The organism is Rickettsia endosymbiont of Ceutorhynchus obstrictus (assembly GCF_964026565.1).
Lineage (GTDB): Bacteria > Pseudomonadota > Alphaproteobacteria > Rickettsiales > Rickettsiaceae > Rickettsia.
In genome coordinates this window covers 769929-793309 of sequence record NZ_OZ032162.1, presented here as the reverse complement: position 1 = coordinate 793309, position 23381 = coordinate 769929, and the positions used below count along the sequence as shown (strand labels likewise).

Here is a 23381-nt window from a genome sequence, read left to right as displayed (position 1 = left end):
TTATAATACAATTTATAGTTGAATAAAGTATTAAATGAAGTTTTTAATGAAATTTAAATTGAAACATTAAATATTTTATTGTATTTGTACTTGAGAATACTTGAATAAGTATTTTTATATTAAGAAAATTTTAATAATTTATAAGGATATGTGTATGTCTAAATCTAAAGAAGAGCCTATTTCAGCTACTAGAATCGGTACAATTAATTTTATTTCAGAAGCAAATATTACCGGCTATAACGATGCAAACGGTGCAAATTCATTAGCAAATAGTAGTGAACGCACATTATCTAATGTTTTACCTTTAGGAGAAGGAGCAGAAGAAACGGCGGAATAAATAAAAATTTTCTATATACTCTCGATGACATTCCCGCGCAGCATTGTTGCGTGGATAGGTTCAAAGCGTGTTATGTCATTCCCGTGAAAACGGGAATCCAGAAAAAAATAGTCATCCTGAATTTATTTCAGGATATACTACAAGAGATGCTGAAACAAGTTCAGCATGACAAAGCTGGATTCTCGCCTTGAGCTAGGAATGACATAGGGTACTTTTTTAGAGCCATGCAACAACGCCTTCCCGCCTGCATGAGCGTTGTTGCGTGGCTACCGGAATCGTCATTGCGAGAAGGCACAAAGTGCCGACGCGGCAATCTAGTCCTTGTCATGCTGAACTTGTTTCAGCATCTTTTTTTAATAGATCCTGAAATAAATTCAGGATGACTATGTTTTTCTGGATTGCCACAGCCACTTCGTGGCTTCGCAATGACGAGTTTTTTATTAATTTTCGAGTCATACAATAATGCCGGTCAAGTCAAGTCGGACAGTATAATATCACTCTTCCGGCAACACTTGATTTTGCAACTTAAACAATTCCGAGGTTGCCGACCTTGCTAAGCTTAGCATTGCCAAAAATTGCTCTTCGGAAAACGGTTTCTGCTCGGCTGTACTTTGTACTTCAATTAAATTGCCGTTCCCGGCAAAAACAAAATTCGCATCCACTTCGGCGTTGCTGTCTTCTAGATAATCTAAATCAACTATCGGCTCACCTTTATATATACCGCAAGAAACGGCGGCAATTTGAGTAATTAACGGATTCACTTTTAACGCTTTCCTGTTCATTAACGACCGAACGGCTAAATGCAGAGCTATATAACTTCCCGTAATGGCTGCCGTTCTAGTACCGCCGTCTGCGTTTATCACGTCGCAATCAATAATAATTTGACGCTCTCCTAAGGCTTTAAGGTTAATTATCGCACGCATTGATCTACCTATTAGCCGCTGGATTTCCTGCGTTCTACCGCCTTGTTTGCCTAATGCCGCTTCTCTTTTAATACGCTGATTGGTAGAACCGGGCAGCATACCGTATTCTGCAGTAATCCATCCTTGACCTTGCCCACGTAAGAAAGGCGGTATGCTTGTCTCATAAGTAGCACTACACATAACGTGAGTATTGCCTATTTTAATCAAACAAGAACCTTCTGCATTAACAAGAGGAGATAATTCTATCGATATTTGACGTATTTGGTTGTTTTTTCTGCCTGATGGTCTCATAATTGTAATTTATCTGTAATAATTCTTGAAAGATTAAGTAGTATATACTCAAATGATTTCAGAAATTAAATTTTATTTTGAGGGGCGACTGCACGCAGCGTATACTTAGTACGTGAGTACAGGAGTCCCTGATAAAATGAAAGAGTAATTTTTGAAATCAGCAGAGTATACTTGAAAATCTATAATTTTTCATTATATAGTTAGCATTAAACTTCAAATAAAGATAGATAATAAAATGGATAATAACAGTAAAGAAAAAAATGAAGAAGAAACACAGCTAGAAGAAACTCTGCAACCTGAAGCAGAAGAAGTAACTAATTTAAAGGGCCGAATCGAAATATTACAGGATAAATTACTTAGAAGCGTAGCGGAGGCTGAAAATACCAGAAAGCGTTTAGAAAAGTCTCGTGATGAAGCACGTGATTATTCTATAGTTTCTTTTGCCAAAGATATTCTAACCGTTAGTGATAATTTATCAAGAGCCTTAGAGTATAAGCCACAAAATCTTGAAGGAGAAGCAGCTAATATTGTCACCGGTGTTATTTCAGGGGTGGAAATGACAGCGCTAGAGCTTGCAAAAATATTTAAAAAACATAATATAGAGTTAATAGAGCCGATAATAGGTGAGTTGTTTGACCATAATATACATAATGCAATCTCGCAAATCGATAGTGATGAGTATAAGTCTGGGAGTATAGTTGCCATAATGCAAGTGGGTTATAAGCTTAAAGATCGACTATTACGCCCTGCAACTGTTCAGGTGGCTAGGTAGTCGTGTTATTTGGGAAGAAGTATTGCTGCTCCATCGTCATTGCGAGGAGTTGCGGTAGCAACGACGTGGCAATCTAGAAAAAAATTATATTATATTACGCTGAAATATCTATTTTCTGGATTGCCGCAGCCCCTTCGGGGCTTCGCAATGACGATTCTGATATCTACATATTAATAATATAAACCTGTTAAAAAGAGAAATATTTTGAATAAAACAGCTATATTTTGGTTTCTCCTTCTAGGGATTTTTATAACTGCCTCAGCGTTAATTTCAGGTGCTATAAAACCTTTCTTTATTGCTTTTATAATTGCTTACTTATTACAGCCGACTATTGATTTTATTGTATCACGGCTCAAGCTACCGAGAAACCTAGCGGCATCTATAATATTCCTTATTTTTTTAGGAGTGTTTTTTGTAGCACTTATTATATTATTACCGATAATTTATCAACAAATTTCTATTTTTATAAATAATGTTCCTAAATATAAAAATTATTTTCAAGCGGAAATAATGCCGCATCTTTCGGCAAAAATTTACTCAATAGAACCGAATATTGCCGATAAAATTAAAGATTCGCTAAGTAATTTTATAAATAATATATTTACTATATTAACTAGCCTTGCTAATAATTTCTGGCACTATACGATAGTTACAATCAATATATTTATATTATTGTTATTAATACCTATAATATTATTTTATTTCCTACGGGACTGGCCAAAAATTATAGCAAATATGAAATCATTATTACCGATGCAAAGTAAAAAGAAAATATTAGAAGTATTATTTTCCATTAATAATTTACTATCGGCTTATATCAGGGGGCAGCTAAATATCTGCTTATTATTATCGATTTTTTATAGTATTTCATTATCTATTGTCGGTATAGATTTAGCCATTTTACTAGGTATCTTAAGCGGGTTTCTTGTTATCATCCCTTTTATCGGCACTTTAATATCTTTTTCTCTGGCACTAATTGTCGGCTATTTAACTTTCGGTATGAAAATAAAATTGTTATATATAGTAATGATTTATCTTATCGGTAATATCGGCGAATCGTATATTTTAACGCCTAAAATTATCGGTGATAAAATAGGTCTTCATCCGGGTTGGATAATATTCTCAATTTTGGCTTGCGGGAGTTTATTCGGCTTTGTCGGCATATTTTTTGCTATACCGATCGCAGGCATTACCAAAATTCTACTTTTTAACGTCATTGACTTTTACAAAGCTAGTAAGTTTTATAGTCAAGAGCGGTAAAGAGTAGAGATGGTATTGTTGCGCGGAACAAAAACGTTGCAAAAAAATACCGTCATTGCGAGGAGGCGTTGTTGCGTGGATCAAATTTTTGATGTCATTCCCGCGCAGGCGGGAATCCAGAAAAAACACTTTTATGTCATCCTGAATTTATTTCAGGATCTATTAATGAGATGCGCAAAACTTGTTCAGCATGACAAAAAAAGCCTGGATTCCCGCCTGCGCAGGAATGACATACTGCCGCTTTATCGAGCCATACAACAACGCCGTCCTAGCCAATTTTTGAAGTTCTATCTAAGTATATGCAACAACTTATATTTCCCTTATCCTACAATACACAATATCATCCCGATGAGTTTATTGTTTCTAACTCTAATAAACTCGCTCATAATGCGTTAAAAAACTGGCAAACAAATTGGGGAGTAAATCCTTATAAATTTACTTTATTAATTAAAGGAGCACCTGCTTCAGGCAAAACCTATCTTGCAAAAATATGGCAAAACCTAGCTAACAGCTTTATCATTAAAGATATTTTTTTTGATGAAGAAATTTTAGCTAAATATAATAGTTTCATTATTGAAGATATTGAAAATTGGCAAGAGGTAATTTTATTGCATTTATTTAACCTAATTAATGAGCGGCAAAAATATTTATTGCTTACCGGTAAGATAAATAAAAATTTTATATTGCCTGATTTATCTTCAAGAGTAAAATCCGTATTAACTATTGAAATAGAGCCGCCGGACGATGAATTAATGAGGATATTGATCTTCAAACATTTTGCTACTTCTTCTATAACAATCCCCGAGAGCGTCGTAGATTTTTTATTAGTAAACCTACCAAGGCAACATAAAGAAATTATAGAAATATTAGAGCAAATTAATCACTTCGCTCTAACCTCCAAACGTAAAGTAACGATTCCTTTAGTTAAAGAGGTATTAAATTTGCAGAATATTTGATTATTTGATGTCACTCCTACGCAAGTATTGTTGAGTGTATAGGTTAAGCGTGCTCGATGTCATTCCCGTGAAAACGGGAATTCAGAAAAAACACTTTTATGTCATCCTGAATTTATTTCAGGATCTATTAATGAGATGCGCAAAACTTGTTCAGCATGACAAAAAAAGCCTAGATTCCCGCCTGCACGGGAATGACATCGAAAATTCGAGCCATACAACAACGCAGGTACAAGCAACTAGATGACACCGGAATGCTTTACATAATATTTTTTTGCTTCCAAAACTTACTAAAAGTGCGTTGACCGAAGTAAAAACTAATAATACCAGCAAAGATTGTTTGATCTTCTATGCTCCATAAAACATCCAGATACTCTGCTAAAATAGCCGTGTTTTTTATAGCTTTATATTGGATATATTTGATTCCCCCATACATAGCAAAAAAGCTGTAAGCTAAAACGGGGCGTACCGAACTATTTAAGGCATCAACCCAACTTATTCCTGATTTATAAGTCGAGTAAAGCGAGTATTGTTCTGCCATTTCTTTAGAGATAGTTAGTTCCGTAAAAGTTTTAGAGTGATTAAGTTTATTATTTTCAATCTGCCGATCTAAAATATGTAATTCATGCTTTTTATCGTTAAGGTCTTTTAATATTTTTAAAATCTCAGGCAATATAGAGCTAATAAAACCTATTATTGTTGCAAGTAAAGTAATCATAAATATACCAAAATTTATTTTTTATAGTATATCAGTAATTAATTACTCCACTAAGGAGGATACTAAAGTTAATTGTAATGCATGTCATTCCCGTGGAAACGGAACTTTGTTGCATGGCTCGAATTTTCGATGTCATTCTAGCTAAAAGCGGGAATCCAGGTTTTTTTTGTCATGCTGAACAAGTTTTGCGCATCTTTTTAGTAGATCCTGAAATAAATTCAGGATGACTTTGATACTTTTTCTGGATTCCCGTTTTCACGGGAATGACAACTAAGAAGTGATATTAATCAGCTTTATACCGACCTTAACTTATCTATAATCTTGGAATCTTTAGCTAATTCTAAAAATAATTCTCGCTCAAACGGCAATATTTCTTCTTCGCTTATCTCCGAGTGGTGATTTATAAAATCCTGTAGTTTTGATAATATTTTATTTTGTACGTCATTATATTTGGAGGTATCTAACTCATTTGCTAAAGTTATTTTCGGTAGGGTTATTTTATCGGTATACAGCGCATTTACGCCGGTAAAATAACGTTTTTTAGGTAATTCTAACTGTAATGCCTCATCTAAGATATAATTCTTATTCATATTTATTTGTAAGTGAGCGATATTATAATCGGCTGCGAAATAATCGGCAGAACTTGATTTATTTTGGGTCAAAATATTTTTGATATTTTTAACTAATTTATCTTTATCGCCCTCGCTTCTTAAAAGCATCTCGGTAACACCGCCCCACCCTGGGATTAAACCGACCGAAGCCTCAACAAGACCGGCATTTAATTCCTGATTAGCTACTATAAAACTCGAATGTAGTAATAACTCGCACCCGCCTCCGAGTGCTGCTCCCAGTGCGCAGCTAATAACATGAGAGGTTGAATATTTTAGCTTTCGCATAGTTTGCTGACCTAGCTTTAAAAACTCTTCTAAGCCTTGAAAATCCTTATTTTCTATATAAGAAAGAATTAATTTTAAATCGGCACCGGCAGAAAAATTATTGCCTTGCGACCAAATATAAAGATTTTGCTCTTTATTCTCGGCTATCTCGACGGATTTTTGCAGTAAATTAAACACCTCTTTATTTAGGCAGTTCATTTTAGTATTAATAACAAAAACTAATTGACCTTGATAAAGTAATAATTTAGCGGAATCATTCTCCGCTACTATTTCACTTAATTTTATTATATCTTTTCTCGATCTAAATTTTTCTTTATCAATATCTTTATATAAGCCTTTTGCTAAATAATCAGACAGAGGCAATTTCATAAAATTAGCTTGATAAGTTAACCATTGCCAACTGTCTCTTACATGAAGTGTAAGCAATTCAAAAGGTCCGAATTTCCAGCTATAACCAAGCTTCATGGCTAAATCAATATCATAAATATTGCTAGTGACTTCAGGGATTAAACTTGTTAAATAAACATAAAATTCCGTTATAACTTCAGCAAAAAACTTGCCGTAAATAGAATCGCTTGTTAATAGCTCATTAATATCTGCAAATTCATTTTCTACTTTCGCTACCGGTTTATAAGATAAATCGGCTAAATTTATAACTTCTTTTATTTTTTTCCCGTTTACTGAAGAGAGGCGATAAAATCCCCCTCCTCCTTTACGACCGATTAATTTATTTTCAATCATCTTATCAAGGACAGGAGTGTTTAAATAAATTTTGTGGTAATAATCAGTTTCCGGCAGGCTAGCAAGCAACGAACCGGATATTAATTTCATTACGTCATGACCTATTAAATCATATAAGCCGAAAATTCCGGTACTCGGCAAACCAAATTGAGTAGTAAATATCTTATCGATAATTACTAAATCTAAATTTTCTTTTACTGCTTTTCTAACAACTAACTCAAGTAAAAAACAACCGACTCTGTTAGCAATAAAGCCCGGAGTATCGTTACATTTGACTATAGTTTTACCGAGAATTTTTGTTAAAAACTTGGAAACACGGGCGATTACTTCCGGTTCTACTTCATTATCCGTAATTAATTCAAGTAGCTCCATATAGCGCGGCGGATTAAAAAAATGCGTAATTACAAACCGAGATTTCAGCTCGCCACTCAAATTTTCTTTCAGCCTTTTTAACGGCAAAGTGGAAGTATTAGAGGCAATAATTGCCTCTTTCTTCAAATAAGGAGTAATTTTATTATATAATTGATGTTTTATTTCTAGCTTCTCAATAATAACTTCAATAACTAAATCACAATCCTTAAGTAAGTCTAGATTATCTTCTAAATTACCGATAGTAATAAGATTTGCCTTATCGGGAAAAGATAAAGCGGGAGGTTGTTGTTTATGCAAATTTTCTATCGCGCTTTTAACGATTTTATTTTTATCGTTTGGGTCACTCGCTACAATATCCAATAACACGACTTGATGAGAAGAATTAGCAATTAAAGCGGCAATCCCTGCCCCCATAACTCCCGAACCGATAACGCATATTTTTTGTATATTATTTTGCATAAATTAATCCTCTTATTTGGGTGAATATCAATTCGTCATGGCGAGGCGGCATTGTTGCGTGGATACTCCATTCGTCATGGCGAGGCACCTTTTGGTGCCGTGGCCATCCAGTTAAACATATTTTTATACTAAACTTGTTTAGTATTCTAATTAAATCCCTCATTATATTCGGGATAGCCTGGATGGCCACGCCGCTTGCAGCGGCTCGCCATGACGGGTTTTTATTAATTTCTGAACCATAAATCAAGAAAACACTACGCGCTCAATTGCCTCCGCATTATGATTAACTAAATCCTTAGCCACCTCTTTTGTGATCATTTTCTTTAAATTATTATTTAACTCATGCCGTACACAACCAAGCATTTGCGGTTCGGCAACAATAATTAATTCTTTGTATTTATGAGGAATCTGCATTATCTTATCTAAATTCTTAGCAACGCTTCTTGCCGCTTCTTTATGCTCTATATCTTTAAGTGAAGTACGCGGTTCAAATAAAGACCCAGGATTTGATTTATTTTGATAATAACTTTGACTTTTTTCTCGATGATGGTGATGCTCTTCCGACATCAACAATATTTCTTCGGGCTTACCGGTAATTTTTATTCCCTGCGCCTCGTAAAGCATCATACGCAGGCTATCAATAACGGCAATTAGTTTTAATTGTGTTCCATTTTTCATAAATACCTCTTAAATATTTTTATCTATGTAACAGCTTTGTTGCATGGCTCGGTTTTACACTTTGTGTCATTCCCTCGAAAGAGGGAATCTACTTAACAATATAACAAAATTAGTAAGTTAGATACCGGCTTTCGCTGGTATGACACCAAAAATTCGAGCCATGCAACAAAGCCCTATGTAACTTAATGATAACTATAATTAAAATTAAATCTATCAAAATAATATTAATTTAGTAATTGTTGTTTTTCCTTATTAATTATTCCCTCTATCTTCTCATTGAGTATGCGCACGTCAGATTGCTCTACTTCTTCTACGCTTATAACACCGATAATTTTCACTTGAATCGTCCCCGGTTTTTTAAACCAAAAGCCTTTAGGCCAGTAAAGCCCTGCATTATGAGCCATCATAACGATAGGCACTTTTGCGATGGAAGCTAATTTTACCGCACTCGGTTTAAATTTTACTGTTTTTTCAGGCAGTACTCTAGTTGATTCAGGAAAAATAATTAACCATAACCCTTGGCGTATTTTTTCTTGCCCTTCTCTTAAAATTTGAGTAACCGAGATATTAACGTTACGATCTACCGCAATAGGATTAACCATTCTAAGCCCCCATCCGAGCAAAGGTATATTAAATAACTCACGTTTTAATACCCAGGAATGCTCCGGAATAATTAGTTGCATAAATATCTGATCCCAAAAAGATTGATGATTAGAGACAACTATCGAAGGTATTTTCGGCAGCTTCTCAAGACCGGAAACTTGATATTTTAGACCGCAACAAAGTCTTGCCAACCAGACAAAAGCACAGGAAAAAATAATGGCTATTTTATATCTTATTTGATAGTTGACATTGAAAAACGTTACTGGTATGTAACATATAAGAAAAAAAACAAAAGTAAATGTAGCAAGTAACCCATAAAATAGTAAAATCCTGAAACGCCAAAGCATAAATAAATAATTAATTCGTTAAAAATACAGTATATAACATAAAATTCATGACTAATAAAATAAAAAGGTACTAAATGAAAAAAACTATCCTTTCCGGAGTTCAAACAACAGGCTCTTTACATCTTGGTAATTACTTAGGCGCTATTAAAACTTGGGTTAAAATGCAGGAAGAATATAATTGTTTTTTCTTTCTAGCAGATTTACATGCTATTACTATAGATCAACCCCCTGAAGAGCTTAGAAATTCGATTATGCAAACTTTAGCTATTTATATAGCCGCCGGACTCTCTCCTGACAAAGTCGCTATTTTTGCACAGAGTATGGTCAAAGAACATAGCGAACTTGCTTGGATATTAAATTGCGTTACGCCTCTTGGCTGGCTTAAGCGTATGACTCAATTTAAAGATAAAGCCGGCAAGACCCCAGAAAAAGCTTGCCTTGGGTTATTGTCATATCCCGTGCTTATGGCAGCGGATATATTATTATATCAAACCGATATAGTACCGGTCGGCGAAGATCAAAAACAACATTTAGAGCTGACGCGAGATATTGCCGGAGTAATTAACAGGAAATTTAATAAAGAAGTTTTGAAAGTACCGGAGCCGTTAATCGGCGGTTCCGCCACTAGAATAATGAGCTTGCGAGACGGTCGAAAAAAAATGAGTAAGTCCGATTCTTCTGATTCTTCACGGATTAATTTAAAAGATAGTGCCGATCTTATTCAGCAAAAAATAAAAAAAGCTAAAACCGATCATTTAACCGAAATTAGTTATGATAAGGAAAACCGCCCGGAAATTAGCAATTTAATTGATATTTATGCTAGCTTATCGGAAATTAGTAGCGAGACAATAACCCAAAATTATCAAAATAAAGGTTTCGCTAACTTCAAAGAGGATTTGGCAGAAATTATTATTACAAGATTACAGCCGATTCATAGCAAATATTTAGATTTAATGAATAATCAAGATTATTTGCTAAGCATACTGCAGAAAGGAGCAGATAAAGCAAGAGCTAGGGCAACAAAAACAGTTACGGAAATAAAAGAATTATTCGGTTTCGTGGTTTAGGTTATGTGTCATTTCATTTGAACTAGGCATTGTTGGGTGGCTCGAATTTTTGCAAAGCGGCCGGTGTCATACCGCGGCTTGACCCACTACTGTACGAACGTTTAAATAAAGAGGTAAAAATTCTGTCATTCCGTGGCTACGACCACTTCAGTCCAGCTTATAATATCATAAAAAGATTCTAAAATAAGTCTAATATGGCTTTATTTTCCTGGATGCCGTGATCAAGTCACGGCATGACACAGCCTTTTTTCAACGTTCGTACACTAGTGGGTCAAGCCACGGTATGACACCATACTTGTAATAACCATAATACGATAATTATGATCCACGCAACAATACTAAACTAGAACGACATTGATAGAATTATATCACATTATATTAATAAAATTTAAAAGATAATAGCGTTGTATAATATCAATTCTGTAATATTTTCATTAGCAAATTAATTTCTTCACGCAGCTCTATATCGGTTTCCGATAATTCTTCTACTTTCTTGATGGCGTGCATAACAGTCGTATGATCTTTTTTACCGAATTTCTTACCGATATCGGCAAGGCTTTTAGGTGTAAGTGCCTTACTAAGATACATAGCAATTTGCCGAGGTCTAGCTACCGCGCGTTGCCGTGTTACCGAAGACATATCGGAAAATTTAATATTATAACGATTCGCCACCTTTTTTTGAATATCTTCAATGGTAATTATCCTTTCGTTAGAACGCAGTAAATCTCGTAAAATATTTTGGGTATTTTCTAAAGTTACTTCCCTGCCGACAAGATTAGAATGAGCAATAACTTTATTTAAAGCTCCCTCTAACTCTCTGACATTTGAGATTATTTTAGCAGCTAAAAACTCGATAACATTTTTTGGGATATGAATATTCATTTGTTCAAGCTTGGACTCTAAAATACCGAGGCGCAGCTCATAAGTGGTGCTGTGAACGTCGGCAACAAGCCCCCATCCTAGGCGTGATTTAATTCTATCTTCAATATTATCCAGGTCAGACGGCGATCTATCGCAAGATATCACCATTTGCCGATTATTATCGATCAAAGTATTAAAGGTATGAAAAAATTCCTCTTGCGTACTATCTTTACCGCAGATAAATTGAATATCATCGATCATTAATACGTCAACCGAGCGGAATCTTTCTTTGAAAGCCATAACGTCTTTATTACGGAGTGCCTTAACAAATTGATACATAAATTTTTCCGCCGACATGTATATTACTTTACGGTTCGGATTATTTTGTTTTATATACCAACTAATTGCATGCATTAAATGCGTTTTTCCAAGACCCACCCCACCGTATAAAAAAAGCGGATTCGATTCGGATACCACATTACCGGACTCGGCAACCGCCCTTGCTGCTGCATATGCCAGTTCGTTCGGCGCTCCGACGACAAAATTATCAAATGTAAAACGAATATCTAGCGTTGAAAAAATATTTTCTGAATTAAGGTCGGTTGCTTCCAAATCCGCAAAAGACTTGGCAGGTAACTCCAAAATAGTTTGTTCGGATAACGGTAATTCTTTGGTAATTATTTCTATTGATTTAATCCCTTCGTTATAATGCTGAAATAATTGTAATATAACAATAGAATATTTTGATTTTACCCAATCTCGGATAAAATTTGTCGGCGCGCAAAGTATGACGTTATTTACGGAAAATTCTATAAAATTGATTTTGCTAAACCAACTATTATATAAAGCCTCTCCGTAATATTTATAAAGATCTTGGGCTACATGTCCCCAAACATCTATAAAAACATCTGGTTGTTTTCCTAAAATTATCTGATTTTGATTAGTATTCACTTAAAATTGCCACGGTAAATTATTTTGTTTCCATCCGATATTACGGTTATTTCCTTCAAACCCGTCAATAATATTATAACAATTTTCATAATTCATTTGGGCTATGAAAGTTGCTGCCGAAAACGACCTATGTCCGGAGCGACATAGAAAAAATATATTACTCATCTTATTTTTAATACACGATATAAACCGGGTTTTAAAGTTTTTATTTAACGACATATTAGGAGGTAATTGCCAACTTAAAAAAACGACCTTATTTCGATCCTCTAGATAAGGGACACCTATTTTTTCCCACTCCTGCGGAGTTCTAACGTCTATAAGCATAGCATCTTCATCCACCATAAGTAAGCTATAAGCATCTAAAGAACTTACATTTTTAACGTTCATAATGATATGCTGTTAGTTTTTATAATTTTATGAATGTCAGCCTAATAAGCAAAAACATAGATCGTCATTGCGAGGCGCTGCAGGCCTTGTTGCATGGCTACCAGAATTGTCATTGCGAGCGACTGCAAGGAGTGCGGCAATCTAGAAAATAATAATTTCCATAGCATTTTTTGCTATTTTTTCCTAGATTGCGGCGTCGATGCTAACGCATATCCTCGCAATGACGAATGATGGATTCCCGTTTTCACGGGAATGACATTAAAAACACGATCTACGCAACAATGTCTTTGCAAAAATGTCATCGAGAATTATCTTGGTATTTAATAGTTTTTATAATATTATTATAAAAAATTTTTGCAAGATTAGTTTATGAATAAATTAAATAAAAAAGACTTTCAAAAAAAACTCTATTACCGAAGTAAAAATCGCGGTTGTAGGGAAACGGATTATATACTTAGCAAATTTGCCGAGCAACTTTTATTTGAACTAAACGAAAAAAAACTTAACGAATTTGCTTTAATACTTGATCAAAATGATAATGATCTTTATAATTGGCTTACCGAAAAATCCCCTATTCCCTCTTATTTAAATGCTGAAATAATGAATAAGTTACGCGAATTCTCAAAAAATTAGAAACTAAATAATGTTGACGCAAAAATTTCCGTCGGTAGCAAAAAGCTTCTTTGCTAATCGATATTCTATAAGTAATTCACACAAAAATGTTATTTTACTTGCAAGTAACGAAGAAGACGCAATAAAACTATATAAACAAGCTTTATTTTTCTCTCCTACAAACAATCTACTATATTTTCCTTCTGTGGATACCGTCCCTTATGACCATGTATCACCCAATCAAAATATTTTATCGGCAAGAGCAAATATTTTAACTAAACTGATAACAAACGGTAATAACAATAAGCAAAAGAATATAGTTATTACTCATGCTACTAATCTCTTAAATAAATTACCTCCTCCGGAATTTTTTGTCAAATCATCTTTAAAACTTTATCTTAAGATGAAACTTACCGCTACTTCACTTGCCGATTTCTTAGTACGCAATAGTTTTACTAGAAATGCTAGTGCTATCGATAGCGGTGAATTTGCGGTTAGGGGAGAAATTGTTGATATCATTTTACCGGGACCGATAGCTTACAGGATTAACTTTAGCTGGGATTATATTGAATCGATTAAGGAATTTAATATTGATAGCCAAATCTCTACTATATCTCATACGGCACACACGGAATTAATGATTAGCCCGGCTAGTGAAATAATATTAAATCGAGATACGATAAGTAATTTTAAAGATAATTACTTACGAAATTTCGGCGTGAATCATACTAATACGCCTTTATACGAAGCAATAATGGAGGGGAGGAAATTTCCCGGTTATGAACAGTTATTACCGTTATTCTATGATTCATGCTATAATTTAATCGATTATTTAAGTGACCCTGTCATTATTTTTGATAATCTATCTAAACAAGCTATTTTAGAATTTGAACATAGTTATAATGATTTCTATCAAGCAAGAAGTGAGTCAAATAAGATTAAATTTAATAATTTCTACCCTGCTCTCTCTCCTAAATATTTGTATTTTACTAGTCTAGAGATAACAAGGTTATTAGAACACGAAGATAATATTTTTGTTGTTTCGGAAAATTCCGAGCAGGCCGTCTTAATTGAAAATATAAGCGCTGCTAGTTTTACCGAGAAAAAAACGGTTTTTGATAAATTATTTGAAATAATAACCGCTAATCACTCTAAAATGCCGATAATATGCTGTCCTTCTCTAAGCGGGCTAGAAAGATTAAAAAGTATTATAGGGAGTTACGAATATCAATATAATGAAATAAACAAACTACACGAAGCAAAAATCGGCGTTATAAACCTTGCCCGTATTCCGCTTAACCAAAGCTTTTATACCGAGGAATATTTATTTATTGCAGCTAGCGACATCTTGGAAGAAAAATTAGTTAATAATTCCCCGTCAGATGCAAATCGTAAGCTTAAAAATATTTTGCTGGAACTGGATAATTTAAACGAAGAGGAATTTGTTGTTCACCGAGATCACGGAATAGGGCAGTTTTTAAAAGTCGAGACCTTAGAGGTTAGAGGCAAGGCGCATGATTTCCTAAAAATTTTATATGCCGGTAACGATAAACTATATATTCCGGTTGAAAATATTGAAGTAATAAAAAAATACGGCAATAGCAATGCCGAGCTTGATAAGCTTGGAAGTTCTTCATGGCAAAGAAATAAAGCTAAATTAAAAAATCGTATCAAAGAAATTGCCCTGCAATTATTGCAAATAGCCGCTAAAAGGAAACTTAACCTTTCCGCTGCGGTAGAATTTGATCTTGATGAATACAATAAATTTTGTAATAAATTTCCTTTTACCGAAACCGAAGATCAACTAAATGCCATTAACGACGTTAAAGCTGATTTAAGCTCAGGAATGTTAATGGATAGGCTAATATGCGGCGATGTCGGTTTCGGTAAAACGGAAGTGGCAATGCGTGCTGCCTTTATGGTCGCGAAATCCTTAAATGAACATTTGCCGCAAATTGCGATAATAGTGCCGACAACTATTTTATGCAGCCAACATTATTTAAGATTTGTCGAGAGATTTAAAGATTTAAGACTGAATATCAAGCAGTTATCTAGTGTTATTAACACAAAGGAAGCTAAAATTGTCAGGCAGCAAATCGAAAACGGTGAGATAAATATAATAATCGGTACTCATTCATTATTACATAAAAATATAAAATATCATAACCTCAAATTATTAATAATTGATGAAGAACAACATTTCGGCGTTAGTCAAAAAGAATTTTTAAAAGAGTTAAAGTCTTCCGTACATATTTTGGCAATGTCGGCAACGCCGATTCCGCGAACTTTGCAAATGTCGATGAACGGGCTTAAAGAGCTGAGCATCATAGCCACACCGCCGATGAACAGGTTGGAAGTTCGCACTACAATTATGCCTTTTGATCCCGTTATTGTTAGAGATGCCTTGCTACGTGAGCATTTCCGAGGGGGAAGAAGCTTTTACGTAGTACCGCGAATTAACGACATTCCTGAGGTAGAAAAGCAATTAAAGCAAATTGTGCCGGAATTAAGATATAAAATAGCTCACGGTAAAATGACGCCGAATAAAATCGATGAGACTATGAGTGAATTTTATGCCGGTAAATTTGATATATTAGTCTCAACAACAATAATTGAATCTGGTATTGATATAGCCGACGCAAACACTATGATTATTCATAAAGCAGATATGCTAGGGCTTAGTCAACTATATCAATTAAGGGGAAGAATCGGTCGAAGTAAAGCTAGGGGATATGCATATTTAACGATAGCGGGTAATAAGAAAATAACCAAGCATAGTCTAAGGCGTTTGGAGATTATCCAAAATAGCTGCACGCTGGGTTCAGGCTTTACGATCGCTAGCCATGATATGGATTTGCGAGGATTCGGTAATTTAATCGGCGAAGAGCAATCCGGTCAAATTAAGGAAGTCGGCACGGAGCTTTATCAGGAAATGCTAGAAGAGCAAATAGCTATTTTGAAAAATGAACCGCAGAATTTAGAACAAAATTTCGTACCGACGATAAATTTAGGGTTACCGGTCTTTATCCCCGATGCTTACATATCGGACTGCATGCTTAAACTTGGGTTGTATAGAAGAATAGGCAGCTTAAACGATAATGCGGAAGTAGAAAAATTTAAAGATGAAATGATTGATAGATTCGGTCCAATCCCTGCCGAATTTAATAATTTACTCGATATAGTAAAAATAAAATTAGTATGCCTTAAACTGAATATTGAAAATTTAGATTCCGGCGAACGCGGCTTTGTAATAAGATTTTATAAAAATGCTGATATGGCAGAGAAGATTATAAAATTCGTAAGCCAATACTCGCAGCAAGCTAAAGTTAAACCCGATAATAAATTAGTATTTACCAAAAAATTAACCGATGAAAATATTATTACGGAAACGGGTCAATTGCTGGATAGGCTAACCCGTCATTGCTTGTAAGACATTGCCTGTATGGATAGAAAACGATGTCATTCCCGCCTGCGCGGGAATCCAGAAAAAACACTTTTAAGTCGTCCTGAATTTATTTCAGGATCTACAAAGAGATGCTGAAACAAGTTCAGCATAACATAAGCAAGGCTGGATTTCCGCCTGCGCGGGAATGGACATCGAAAATTCGAGCCATGCAACAACGCCGGTCAAGCCACGGTATGACAATTTCAATAAACAATAATTTATTTACTATATGCCCTACTCTTCATTATTAAAAAAGCTGCAAATATTATTCCGGCAGCATAATATTACCGGCTTATCCGTTAATTCCACTAGCATCAAAGAAAATGAGGCTTTCTTTGCTATTAAGGGAAAAAATTACGACGGTAATAAATTTATTCTCGATGCTTTAAATCAAAAAGCAGGGATTATTATCACCGATAATAATGAAAGCGTAGAATTAAACCCCGCAAAAATAATATATGTAAAAAATGCGCGGATAGCTTTAAGTTTGGCGGCAAAAATCTTTTATCCGAAAGAACCGCCATATTTAATAGCCGTAACCGGTACTAACGGCAAAAGTTCGGTAGTATCATATATTGCACAATTATATTCTTTGCTCGGAAAAAATGCCGCCACTCTCGGCACTCTCGGCGTCGAGTATTTTGGTGATATTAAATCCCCTGAAATTTTAGAGGATACCTCCTCTTTAACTACCCCTGATCCTATAAATTTTAGAAAAATCATTCATAACCTAGCCGAGAATGAAATAGAGTATTTAGCATTTGAAGCTTCTAGCCACGGACTCGATCAGGAAAGGCTATATGGAATAAAAGTTAATGTTGCTTGCTTTACAAGCTTCAGCCAAGATCATTTAGATTATCATCAGACAAAAGATGCTTATTTACTTGCAAAACTAAAATTATTTACCGACAACCTACTACCTTCAGGGTTAGCTGTGTTAAATTCTGATATAGCAGAAATAGAGTTTATTAAAGATTATTTAAACAAACATGATGTTAAATTTATAACTGTTGGTAAAAAAGCCTCAAAAAAAGGAAATTTACAAATTATTAAGACTCTTCAAGCTTTATATAATCAAATTGTTTCTTTTGACTTTAATGGATTAAATTATGCTTTTAATACACATATAATCGGTAGTTTTCAAGCAAGTAATCTGCTCATTGCTACTCTAGCTGTTCATCATACCGGTTTTAATTTTAGAGAAACTATCATGAGCTTAATGAAAATTAGGGCAGTAAAGGGTAGAATGGAGCGAATTGAACGTACTAACATCCTTGTTGATTATGCTCATACTCCCGATGCGTTAGAGAAAGCCTTAAGTGAGCTAAAAAATATTAAATTAAAAGGCAGCCAACTAATTGTAGTTTTTGGCTGCGGCGGTAATAGGGACAAATCTAAAAGGAGCTTAATGGGTGAGATAGCAGCAAGAATTGCCGATAACGTAATTATTACCGACGATAATCCTCGTAATGAAAACCCCGCTTCTATTAGAAAAGAAATTATAAGCGGTATGAGTAAAGCAAACTATATTGAAATAGCTGACAGAGAAGAAGCAATTAAATATGGAATAAACAATTTGCAAACAGATGATATTTTATTAATAGCCGGCAAAGGTCACGAAAATTATCAAATAATCGGCGATAAAAAAATACCTTTTGATGATGCTGAAATTGCAAAAAAGTACGCTCCTCGATGTCATTCCCGCGGAATTTGAAAAAACATTCGGTGTCATCCCGTGGCTTGTCCACGGGATCCAGAAATTTAATAATATAATGAAACAATATTATGTATATATATTAGCTAGCAGACGTAATGGTACATTATATATTGGAGTAACTTCAAATATTATAAAACGTACTTATGAGCATAAGCATAAAATAATCAAAGGATTTTCTTCTAAGTATAACATAAATAAATTAGTTTATTTTGAACAATATGACGATATTATAGCTGCAATTAGTCGTGAAAAATTATTAAAAGAATATAAAAGACAGTGGAAATTAAATTTAATTGAGTCTCAAAATCCAGACTGGGACGATTTATATGAAAAAATTATTTTATAATTTTTTTCTAGATACCGTGGACAAGCCACGGTATGACACTGAATGCTTTTTAAAAGCCGTACAATAACACATAATAGAACTAATATATGATATGGAACTCTGAAACTCTAAGTAAAGCACTCGGTATAATAGCCCCCTCCTCTATTGAGGCTAATGAAGTGCAATTTAATTCTAATGACGTACAACAAGGCGATTTATTCATTGCCCTAAAAGGCAATAGAGACGGGCATGATTACGTAGCTCATGCGATTACGCAAGGCGCAACTGCGGTCATTGTTAACAGAAATATCCCAGGAGTACCAAACCATAAAACTATTATAGTAGATGACACGTTTGATGCTTTGAAAAAGATGGCTGAATATAAAAGGCAAAATTCTAAGGCTGTATTTATCGCTATTACCGGCAGCGTCGGTAAAACTTCTACTAAAGAAGCTCTTAAAATTGTTTTAAGTGCTTTTGATGATGTTTTTGCTAGTAGAGGTAACTTTAACAACTATCTCGGCATACTTCTAAACCTTGCTTCTCTACCTGATACGGTAAGATATGCTATTTTTGAACTGGGCATGAATCATAAAGGAGAGATAAAAGAACTTAGTAAAATAATAAAGCCTGATATCGCAATTATCACTAATATCTCGGAAGCACATTTAGAGTTTTTTGATTCTTTAGAGGAAATTACTAATGCTAAATGCGAGATTTTTGAAGATTTAGTAAAGGACGGAATAGCGATTGTTAATAAGGACACTCAATATTATCATAATATTTTATCAAATCTTACGAAACTATCTATTAGTAACATATATAGCTTCGGTAATTCTAATAACACAAATGCAAAACTAATATCATACAAACATGATGATAATAAAGTTCATTTAGTATATTTAATAAATAATAATAATATAGAGGTAACCATACCTTTTATACCTAAGCATTATGCAGAAAATTTTACCGCAATTCTTTTAGTATCTTATCTGCTTGGTAAAAATTTAGAAAATGCCTCACAGCAGCTTGGCAATATTCCGTTAACTAAAGGTCGCGGGGAAATAGTGACCGTAAAAATCGGTACAAATAATTATCGAGTAATTTGTGATTATTATAATGCTAGCCCCGAATCTATGAAAGCTTCCTTAAGATATTTAAAACTATTTAAAAATGCTAATAAGGTAGCTATAATAGGGGAAATGCTAGAGCTTGGGCAAAATTCTGAGCGGCTACATAAAGATTTAATACCTTATATTACTGATGCTCGTTGCTCTAAAGTTTTTTTAGTCGGCACTCATACTAAATGTATTTACGACTTATTACCAAAAGAAATAACCAAAGCTTATTTTGAAAATGTTGATGCCTTAATAAAAGATTTACCGAATTTATTAGGTAAAGACGAACTTATATTAATAAAAGGCTCAAGAGGTGTTAGGCTTGATAGGATTGTTAATGAAATCTGTAATTAGACAAGTACCGTGCGGCATATTCTATGTCATTCCCGCGCAGGCGAGGCGTTTGTTGCACGGCTCATAATTTACCGTATTATGGTTATTATAAGTACAGTGTCATACCGTGGCTTGACCCACTACTGTACGAACGTTGAAAAAAGGCTGTGTCATGCCGTGACTTGATCACGGCATCCAGGAAAATAAAGCCATATTAGACTTATTTTAGAATCTTTTTATGATATTATAAGCTGGACTGAAGTGGTCGTAGCCACGGAATGACAGAATTTTTACCTCTTTATTTAAACGTTCGTACAGTAGTGGGCTTGACCACGGTATCCAGAAAAAGCCTTAATAAAAAGACGGGATGACAATTTTTCATGTTAACCTAATATAATACATATTTTAAAGGATAACCATGTTATATAATCTTTTACTACCGTATGTGCATAATTCGCACATTGCCAATTTATTTCACTATATTACTTTCCGAAGTAGCTTAGCTATTCTGATTAGCCTAATTTTCTGCTTTCTAATAGGTCCAAGGCTTATTAGATTTTTACATACTTTGCAAAAACACGGGCAACCGATTCGTAGCGACGGTCCTGAATCTCATCAGATGAAAGCCGGCACTCCTACTATGGGCGGGATAATGATTATTTTATCCGTCTGCTTCTCCACTCTATTACTTGCCGATCTTACTAATAAATATATTTGGATATCTATATTTGGCTTTATTAGCTTCGGTATTATCGGCTTTATAGACGATTATGCAAAAATAACCAAAAATAATCATAAGGGAATCAGGAGCAAAAACAAATTTTTACTGCAAATACTTATCAGTTTAATTATATGCATTTCATTACAATATACCGATAACCCCGGAGATAATCAGCTTGCTATTCCATTTTTTAAAAATTTACTTCTTAATCTCGGATATTTTTATATACCGTTTGCGATGTTTGTCATAGTCGGAGCCTCTAATGCAGTTAACCTAACCGACGGTCTTGACGGTCTTGCTACCGTTCCGATAGCACTTACCGCTAGTTCTTTTGCCTTAATAAGTTATTTAGCCGGCAACCATATTTATGCAAATTATTTGCAGATAATGTATATTCCAAATAGCGGAGAACTAACTATTTTTTGCGCTTCCATTGCGGGAGCGAGTCTTGGGTTTTTATGGTTTAATGCACAGCCGGCAGAAGTTTTTATGGGAGATACCGGCAGTTTAAGCCTTGGCGGTGTTCTTGGCGTTATAAGTATCATTACTAAGCATGAATTAGTACTCGGTATCATTGGCGGATTGTTTGTTATTGAAACAATCTCGGTGATTTTGCAAGTATATTACTTTAAGACTACTAACGGCAAGCGAATTTTTAAAATGGCACCGCTGCATCATCATTTTGAAAAAAACGGTTGGGCTGAATCAAAAGTAGTAATAAGATTTTGGATTATTGCCGTCATATTTGCCCTTATCGGCTTATCTTCATTAAAATTACGTTAATAATTAAAATTATTAATATTAAAAATATATTAATATTCCTTGATTATCTATAAAAAAATGTTATAAGGCTTACTTATTATATTAAAGTTTATAAATAGGTTTTTATATGGAAAAAGAAGAGATTATAAAAAAAGCTTTAACGACAGAGAAAGCAAATTTAGTAGTCGCATTAAACAAGGTAAATGAGCTTCTAGAAACTAATAGACAACTTAATGATTTAAGTAAGATACAAAAAGAAGTAAATATTTTAAAAAAAGAGCAATTTCACTCTCTTCCTTGGTTTAAAAAGTTTATAGAAGTTGTTTCTAACGTAAAATATGTATTTGTCAAAAATGAAGAGCAATTAACAAAAGAAGCAATCCGGCATAGTAATGAGATATTAAGACGCGTTGATAATATATTACACCGAATAGCTGAAAAATCCGCTCCCTTAAAAGAAGTTATGCAAGAAGAGTTCAGAAAGAACTTTGAAACTTTATCATCAAGAAAGGATTTATCAATAGAGCAGCAAGAAAAGCTAAATAAATTAGCAGAAAGTTACAAAGAATCAGCAACCGTGCATTTAACAGAAGCTCTAAAAACTCGTGATAATAACAACCTAGCAAGCCAATTAATATCTTTAAATAATGTAAAAAATAATATAGCTACACTTTTAAAAGAAAACAAACATGTTACAAAACTTGCAGAATTAAAATACGAGCTAGAAAATATTAAATCAGAATTACCTTCTACCTTCTTAGAAAAATTAAGCAAATCTTTTCAAAAAATAAAATATATTTTTGTTAATACTCCGGAACAGGCTTTTCAAGGAAATAAACAAAAAACTATTGAAAAATTAGGACATATTGATACAGCATTAGGGAAGATAAAAAGTAGTTTAAATACAATATTAGAAAATAAAGCAAAATTAGATAGTGAATTAAATAAATTAAGAAAACCGGAATTTGTCCTTACTCAAATAACGGAGATAGAAGAAAAGTTAACTAAACCTATATCTATATATCCACTACAAAATGATGAGCTAAAAGTACCGGATCAAGTAACTCCTCCGACTGTAATCCCGGAGGATATAAAGAATACGCCTAACTTTAATATCCCACTGCCGCCGCCACCGCCTCCTCCGCTACTCCCCACTGCTATTGTTCCTCCTCCTCCGCCGCCTCCTCCACCTTCAGGAGTAGCAAAAGAAACAGAACACAATGAACCGAAACCGTCAGAAAGGCAGGAGTCGGATAGAGATGCATTATTATCACAAATACAACAAGGGATAAAATTAAAGGAGGTAAAAGCACAAATATTACCTAAAAAGCCACAAACGAATAGTAACGTAGATGTTGCAGCGATACTAGCAAGAAGAATTGCACTTTCAGTTTCCGATTCAGAATCGGAAACTGAAAGTGATAGTGATAGTGATTGGGAAAGCGATACTAGCAGCAATAAAAAGAAATCTTTAAAAGCCAAAAGAGAGAGAGACGAGGATAAAGCAAAGCACGGCATCAACCCGGCTTTGCAAAAACAAGCAAAAGAAGCAACAAATCAATTAAAATCTGATAATTCTGCTCAAAATTTAAACCCCCCTACTTCTCGCCTACCTCAACGCAGTAGTAGTCGAGCATAATAATATATGGATAAGTTTTAGCTTAAAAACTTATCCATATTGGGGTTACGTGGCGTTATTGCATGGCTCGAATTTTCGATGTCATTCCCGTGC

At 34.3% G+C, this 23381-nt stretch carries 30 protein-coding genes; 18 read left to right on the top strand and 12 right to left on the bottom strand.

Annotated features, from left to right (window positions below):
* The first annotated feature begins 154 nt into the window (after window positions 1-154).
* Window positions 155-337 carry a hypothetical protein gene (locus AAGD64_RS04555; protein ID WP_341794035.1) on the top strand — a complete coding sequence of 61 codons (183 nt, stop codon included), beginning with the start codon at window positions 155-157 and terminating at the stop codon, window positions 335-337.
* Window positions 338-387: 50 nt separating this feature from the next.
* Complete coding sequence (locus tag AAGD64_RS04550; RefSeq protein WP_341794034.1) at window positions 388-528, top strand: hypothetical protein; 141 nt, start codon at window positions 388-390, stop codon at window positions 526-528.
* Here the strand turns inward: AAGD64_RS04550 and AAGD64_RS04545 are convergent.
* The 3 genes from AAGD64_RS04545 to rph are packed head-to-tail and all read right to left on the bottom strand — an operon-like array spanning window position 498 to window position 1551.
* Window positions 498-665 (bottom strand): hypothetical protein, encoded by a 168-nt coding sequence (locus tag AAGD64_RS04545; protein WP_341794033.1) that lies wholly within the window; start codon window positions 663-665, stop codon window positions 498-500. The two genes, AAGD64_RS04550 and AAGD64_RS04545, sit on opposite strands and share 31 nt — an antisense overlap.
* The gene (locus AAGD64_RS04540) at window positions 662-793 is read right to left on the bottom strand and encodes a hypothetical protein (RefSeq protein ID WP_341794032.1); all 132 of its coding nucleotides are present in this window, start codon (window positions 791-793) and stop codon (window positions 662-664) included. The genes AAGD64_RS04545 and AAGD64_RS04540 overlap by 4 nt, the downstream gene beginning before the upstream one ends.
* 38 nt (window positions 794-831) lie before the next feature.
* The gene (gene rph / locus AAGD64_RS04535) at window positions 832-1551 is read right to left on the bottom strand and encodes a ribonuclease PH (RefSeq protein ID WP_341794031.1); all 720 of its coding nucleotides are present in this window, start codon (window positions 1549-1551) and stop codon (window positions 832-834) included.
* Window positions 1552-1786: 235 nt separating this feature from the next.
* On the opposite strand from rph, the gene grpE reads away from it, so the two are divergent.
* From grpE to AAGD64_RS04505, 6 genes are read left to right on the top strand one after another with little or no spacing between them, the layout of a single operon-like run.
* A complete protein-coding gene (gene grpE, locus AAGD64_RS04530) occupies window positions 1787-2323 on the top strand; it encodes a nucleotide exchange factor GrpE (protein ID WP_341794030.1) in 537 nt (178 codons plus the stop codon).
* Between the two features lie 9 nt (window positions 2324-2332).
* Window positions 2333-2497: a hypothetical protein gene (locus AAGD64_RS04525; RefSeq protein ID WP_341794029.1), complete on the top strand. Its 165-nt coding sequence runs from the start codon at window positions 2333-2335 to the stop codon at window positions 2495-2497.
* Window positions 2498-2527: 30 nt separating this feature from the next.
* Complete coding sequence (locus AAGD64_RS04520; RefSeq protein WP_253307747.1) at window positions 2528-3583, top strand: AI-2E family transporter; 1056 nt, start codon at window positions 2528-2530, stop codon at window positions 3581-3583.
* A 9-nt stretch (window positions 3584-3592) separates the two neighbouring features.
* Complete coding sequence (locus tag AAGD64_RS04515) at window positions 3593-3979, top strand: hypothetical protein (RefSeq protein ID WP_341794028.1); 387 nt, start codon at window positions 3593-3595, stop codon at window positions 3977-3979.
* Window positions 3883-4539, top strand: a complete 657-nt coding sequence (locus tag AAGD64_RS04510) for an HdaA/DnaA family protein (RefSeq protein ID WP_253307748.1) — start codon at window positions 3883-3885, stop codon at window positions 4537-4539. Before AAGD64_RS04515 ends, AAGD64_RS04510 begins: the two co-directional genes overlap by 97 nt.
* A gap of 49 nt (window positions 4540-4588) precedes the next feature.
* The gene (locus tag AAGD64_RS04505) at window positions 4589-4783 is read left to right on the top strand and encodes a hypothetical protein (protein ID WP_341794027.1); all 195 of its coding nucleotides are present in this window, start codon (window positions 4589-4591) and stop codon (window positions 4781-4783) included.
* Window positions 4784-4795: 12 nt separating this feature from the next.
* Here the strand turns inward: AAGD64_RS04505 and AAGD64_RS04500 are convergent, their stop codons facing one another.
* The 5 genes from AAGD64_RS04500 to AAGD64_RS04480 all read right to left on the bottom strand — a co-directional run bounded on the left by AAGD64_RS04500 (window position 4796) and on the right by AAGD64_RS04480 (window position 9350).
* Window positions 4796-5254: a hypothetical protein gene (locus AAGD64_RS04500; protein WP_341794026.1), complete on the bottom strand. Its 459-nt coding sequence runs from the start codon at window positions 5252-5254 to the stop codon at window positions 4796-4798.
* Window positions 5255-5547: 293 nt separating this feature from the next.
* Window positions 5548-7722, bottom strand: coding sequence for a 3-hydroxyacyl-CoA dehydrogenase/enoyl-CoA hydratase family protein (locus tag AAGD64_RS04495; RefSeq protein ID WP_341794025.1), 2175 nt, complete (start codon window positions 7720-7722; stop codon window positions 5548-5550).
* Complete coding sequence (locus AAGD64_RS04490; protein WP_341794024.1) at window positions 7712-7969, bottom strand: hypothetical protein; 258 nt, start codon at window positions 7967-7969, stop codon at window positions 7712-7714. The genes AAGD64_RS04495 and AAGD64_RS04490 overlap by 11 nt, the downstream gene beginning before the upstream one ends.
* On the bottom strand, window positions 7966-8400 hold the full coding sequence (locus AAGD64_RS04485; protein WP_253307751.1) for a host attachment protein: 435 nt from the start codon (window positions 8398-8400) through the stop codon (window positions 7966-7968). Before AAGD64_RS04485 ends, AAGD64_RS04490 begins: the two co-directional genes overlap by 4 nt.
* 224 nt (window positions 8401-8624) lie before the next feature.
* Window positions 8625-9350: a lysophospholipid acyltransferase family protein gene (locus tag AAGD64_RS04480; protein ID WP_253307752.1), complete on the bottom strand. Its 726-nt coding sequence runs from the start codon at window positions 9348-9350 to the stop codon at window positions 8625-8627.
* Window positions 9351-9424: 74 nt separating this feature from the next.
* On the opposite strand from AAGD64_RS04480, the gene trpS reads away from it, so the two are divergent.
* Together trpS and AAGD64_RS04470 are read left to right on the top strand one after the other, a co-directional pair.
* On the top strand, window positions 9425-10417 hold the full coding sequence (trpS, locus tag AAGD64_RS04475; protein WP_341794023.1) for a tryptophan--tRNA ligase: 993 nt from the start codon (window positions 9425-9427) through the stop codon (window positions 10415-10417).
* A gap of 32 nt (window positions 10418-10449) precedes the next feature.
* Window positions 10450-10599 (top strand): hypothetical protein, encoded by a 150-nt coding sequence (locus AAGD64_RS04470; RefSeq protein WP_341794022.1) that lies wholly within the window; start codon window positions 10450-10452, stop codon window positions 10597-10599.
* Window positions 10600-10831: 232 nt separating this feature from the next.
* Here AAGD64_RS04470 and dnaA read toward each other — a convergent pair whose 3' ends face one another.
* Genes dnaA through AAGD64_RS04450 form a run of 4 tightly spaced genes read right to left on the bottom strand, consistent with a single transcriptional unit; the run spans window position 10832 to window position 12918 of the window.
* Window positions 10832-12229 (bottom strand): chromosomal replication initiator protein DnaA, encoded by a 1398-nt coding sequence (dnaA, locus tag AAGD64_RS04465; protein ID WP_410525860.1) that lies wholly within the window; start codon window positions 12227-12229, stop codon window positions 10832-10834.
* On the bottom strand, window positions 12230-12616 hold the full coding sequence (locus tag AAGD64_RS04460; protein WP_253307754.1) for a rhodanese-like domain-containing protein: 387 nt from the start codon (window positions 12614-12616) through the stop codon (window positions 12230-12232). It abuts the gene before it with no gap.
* A 41-nt stretch (window positions 12617-12657) separates the two neighbouring features.
* Window positions 12658-12783: a hypothetical protein gene (locus AAGD64_RS04455; protein ID WP_341794021.1), complete on the bottom strand. Its 126-nt coding sequence runs from the start codon at window positions 12781-12783 to the stop codon at window positions 12658-12660.
* 6 nt (window positions 12784-12789) lie between these two features.
* Window positions 12790-12918: a hypothetical protein gene (locus tag AAGD64_RS04450; RefSeq protein WP_341794020.1), complete on the bottom strand. Its 129-nt coding sequence runs from the start codon at window positions 12916-12918 to the stop codon at window positions 12790-12792.
* A gap of 67 nt (window positions 12919-12985) precedes the next feature.
* On the opposite strand from AAGD64_RS04450, the gene AAGD64_RS04445 reads away from it, so the two are divergent.
* The 8 genes from AAGD64_RS04445 (at window position 12986) to AAGD64_RS04410 (ending at window position 23288) form a co-directional block, all read left to right on the top strand.
* On the top strand, window positions 12986-13249 hold the full coding sequence (locus AAGD64_RS04445; RefSeq protein ID WP_341794019.1) for a succinate dehydrogenase assembly factor 2: 264 nt from the start codon (window positions 12986-12988) through the stop codon (window positions 13247-13249).
* 10 nt (window positions 13250-13259) lie between these two features.
* The gene (mfd, locus tag AAGD64_RS04440; protein WP_341794018.1) at window positions 13260-16658 is read left to right on the top strand and encodes a transcription-repair coupling factor; all 3399 of its coding nucleotides are present in this window, start codon (window positions 13260-13262) and stop codon (window positions 16656-16658) included.
* A gap of 104 nt (window positions 16659-16762) precedes the next feature.
* Window positions 16763-16924: a hypothetical protein gene (locus tag AAGD64_RS04435; RefSeq protein ID WP_341794017.1), complete on the top strand. Its 162-nt coding sequence runs from the start codon at window positions 16763-16765 to the stop codon at window positions 16922-16924.
* Window positions 16903-18387, top strand: coding sequence for a UDP-N-acetylmuramoyl-L-alanyl-D-glutamate--2,6-diaminopimelate ligase (locus AAGD64_RS04430; protein WP_341794016.1), 1485 nt, complete (start codon window positions 16903-16905; stop codon window positions 18385-18387). Before AAGD64_RS04435 ends, AAGD64_RS04430 begins: the two co-directional genes overlap by 22 nt.
* 58 nt (window positions 18388-18445) lie before the next feature.
* Window positions 18446-18736 (top strand): GIY-YIG nuclease family protein, encoded by a 291-nt coding sequence (locus AAGD64_RS04425; protein ID WP_253307758.1) that lies wholly within the window; start codon window positions 18446-18448, stop codon window positions 18734-18736.
* A gap of 86 nt (window positions 18737-18822) precedes the next feature.
* Window positions 18823-20187, top strand: coding sequence for a UDP-N-acetylmuramoyl-tripeptide--D-alanyl-D-alanine ligase (locus tag AAGD64_RS04420; RefSeq protein WP_341794015.1), 1365 nt, complete (start codon window positions 18823-18825; stop codon window positions 20185-20187).
* Between the two features lie 397 nt (window positions 20188-20584).
* Window positions 20585-21670 (top strand): phospho-N-acetylmuramoyl-pentapeptide-transferase, encoded by a 1086-nt coding sequence (gene mraY / locus AAGD64_RS04415; protein WP_341794014.1) that lies wholly within the window; start codon window positions 20585-20587, stop codon window positions 21668-21670.
* A 106-nt stretch (window positions 21671-21776) separates the two neighbouring features.
* On the top strand, window positions 21777-23288 hold the full coding sequence (locus tag AAGD64_RS04410; protein WP_341794013.1) for a WH2 domain-containing protein: 1512 nt from the start codon (window positions 21777-21779) through the stop codon (window positions 23286-23288).
* Window positions 23289-23381: the final 93 nt, after the last annotated feature.

Excerpts from the sequence above, each read along its gene's own strand:
- AAGD64_RS04555 (WP_341794035.1), top strand. The coding sequence starts at position 155 with ATGTCTAAATCTAAAGAAGAGCCTATTTCAGCTACTAGAATCGGTACA.
- AAGD64_RS04545 (WP_341794033.1), bottom strand. The coding sequence starts at position 665 with ATGACAAGGACTAGATTGCCGCGTCGGCACTTTGTGCCTTCTCGCAAT.
- AAGD64_RS04540 (WP_341794032.1), bottom strand. The coding sequence starts at position 793 with ATGACTCGAAAATTAATAAAAAACTCGTCATTGCGAAGCCACGAAGTG.
- rph (WP_341794031.1), bottom strand. The coding sequence starts at position 1,551 with ATGAGACCATCAGGCAGAAAAAACAACCAAATACGTCAAATATCGATA.
- grpE (WP_341794030.1), top strand. The coding sequence starts at position 1,787 with ATGGATAATAACAGTAAAGAAAAAAATGAAGAAGAAACACAGCTAGAA.
- AAGD64_RS04515 (WP_341794028.1), top strand. The coding sequence starts at position 3,593 with ATGGTATTGTTGCGCGGAACAAAAACGTTGCAAAAAAATACCGTCATT.
- AAGD64_RS04510 (WP_253307748.1), top strand. The coding sequence starts at position 3,883 with ATGCAACAACTTATATTTCCCTTATCCTACAATACACAATATCATCCC.
- AAGD64_RS04500 (WP_341794026.1), bottom strand. The coding sequence starts at position 5,254 with ATGATTACTTTACTTGCAACAATAATAGGTTTTATTAGCTCTATATTG.
- AAGD64_RS04495 (WP_341794025.1), bottom strand. The coding sequence starts at position 7,722 with ATGCAAAATAATATACAAAAAATATGCGTTATCGGTTCGGGAGTTATG.
- AAGD64_RS04485 (WP_253307751.1), bottom strand. The coding sequence starts at position 8,400 with ATGAAAAATGGAACACAATTAAAACTAATTGCCGTTATTGATAGCCTG.
- AAGD64_RS04480 (WP_253307752.1), bottom strand. The coding sequence starts at position 9,350 with ATGCTTTGGCGTTTCAGGATTTTACTATTTTATGGGTTACTTGCTACA.
- trpS (WP_341794023.1), top strand. The coding sequence starts at position 9,425 with ATGAAAAAAACTATCCTTTCCGGAGTTCAAACAACAGGCTCTTTACAT.
- AAGD64_RS04460 (WP_253307754.1), bottom strand. The coding sequence starts at position 12,616 with ATGAACGTTAAAAATGTAAGTTCTTTAGATGCTTATAGCTTACTTATG.
- AAGD64_RS04455 (WP_341794021.1), bottom strand. The coding sequence starts at position 12,783 with ATGCTATGGAAATTATTATTTTCTAGATTGCCGCACTCCTTGCAGTCG.
- AAGD64_RS04450 (WP_341794020.1), bottom strand. The coding sequence starts at position 12,918 with ATGACATTTTTGCAAAGACATTGTTGCGTAGATCGTGTTTTTAATGTC.
- AAGD64_RS04445 (WP_341794019.1), top strand. The coding sequence starts at position 12,986 with ATGAATAAATTAAATAAAAAAGACTTTCAAAAAAAACTCTATTACCGA.
- mfd (WP_341794018.1), top strand. The coding sequence starts at position 13,260 with ATGTTGACGCAAAAATTTCCGTCGGTAGCAAAAAGCTTCTTTGCTAAT.
- AAGD64_RS04435 (WP_341794017.1), top strand. The coding sequence starts at position 16,763 with ATGCTGAAACAAGTTCAGCATAACATAAGCAAGGCTGGATTTCCGCCT.
- AAGD64_RS04430 (WP_341794016.1), top strand. The coding sequence starts at position 16,903 with ATGCCCTACTCTTCATTATTAAAAAAGCTGCAAATATTATTCCGGCAG.
- AAGD64_RS04425 (WP_253307758.1), top strand. The coding sequence starts at position 18,446 with ATGAAACAATATTATGTATATATATTAGCTAGCAGACGTAATGGTACA.
- AAGD64_RS04420 (WP_341794015.1), top strand. The coding sequence starts at position 18,823 with ATGATATGGAACTCTGAAACTCTAAGTAAAGCACTCGGTATAATAGCC.
- mraY (WP_341794014.1), top strand. The coding sequence starts at position 20,585 with ATGTTATATAATCTTTTACTACCGTATGTGCATAATTCGCACATTGCC.
- AAGD64_RS04410 (WP_341794013.1), top strand. The coding sequence starts at position 21,777 with ATGGAAAAAGAAGAGATTATAAAAAAAGCTTTAACGACAGAGAAAGCA.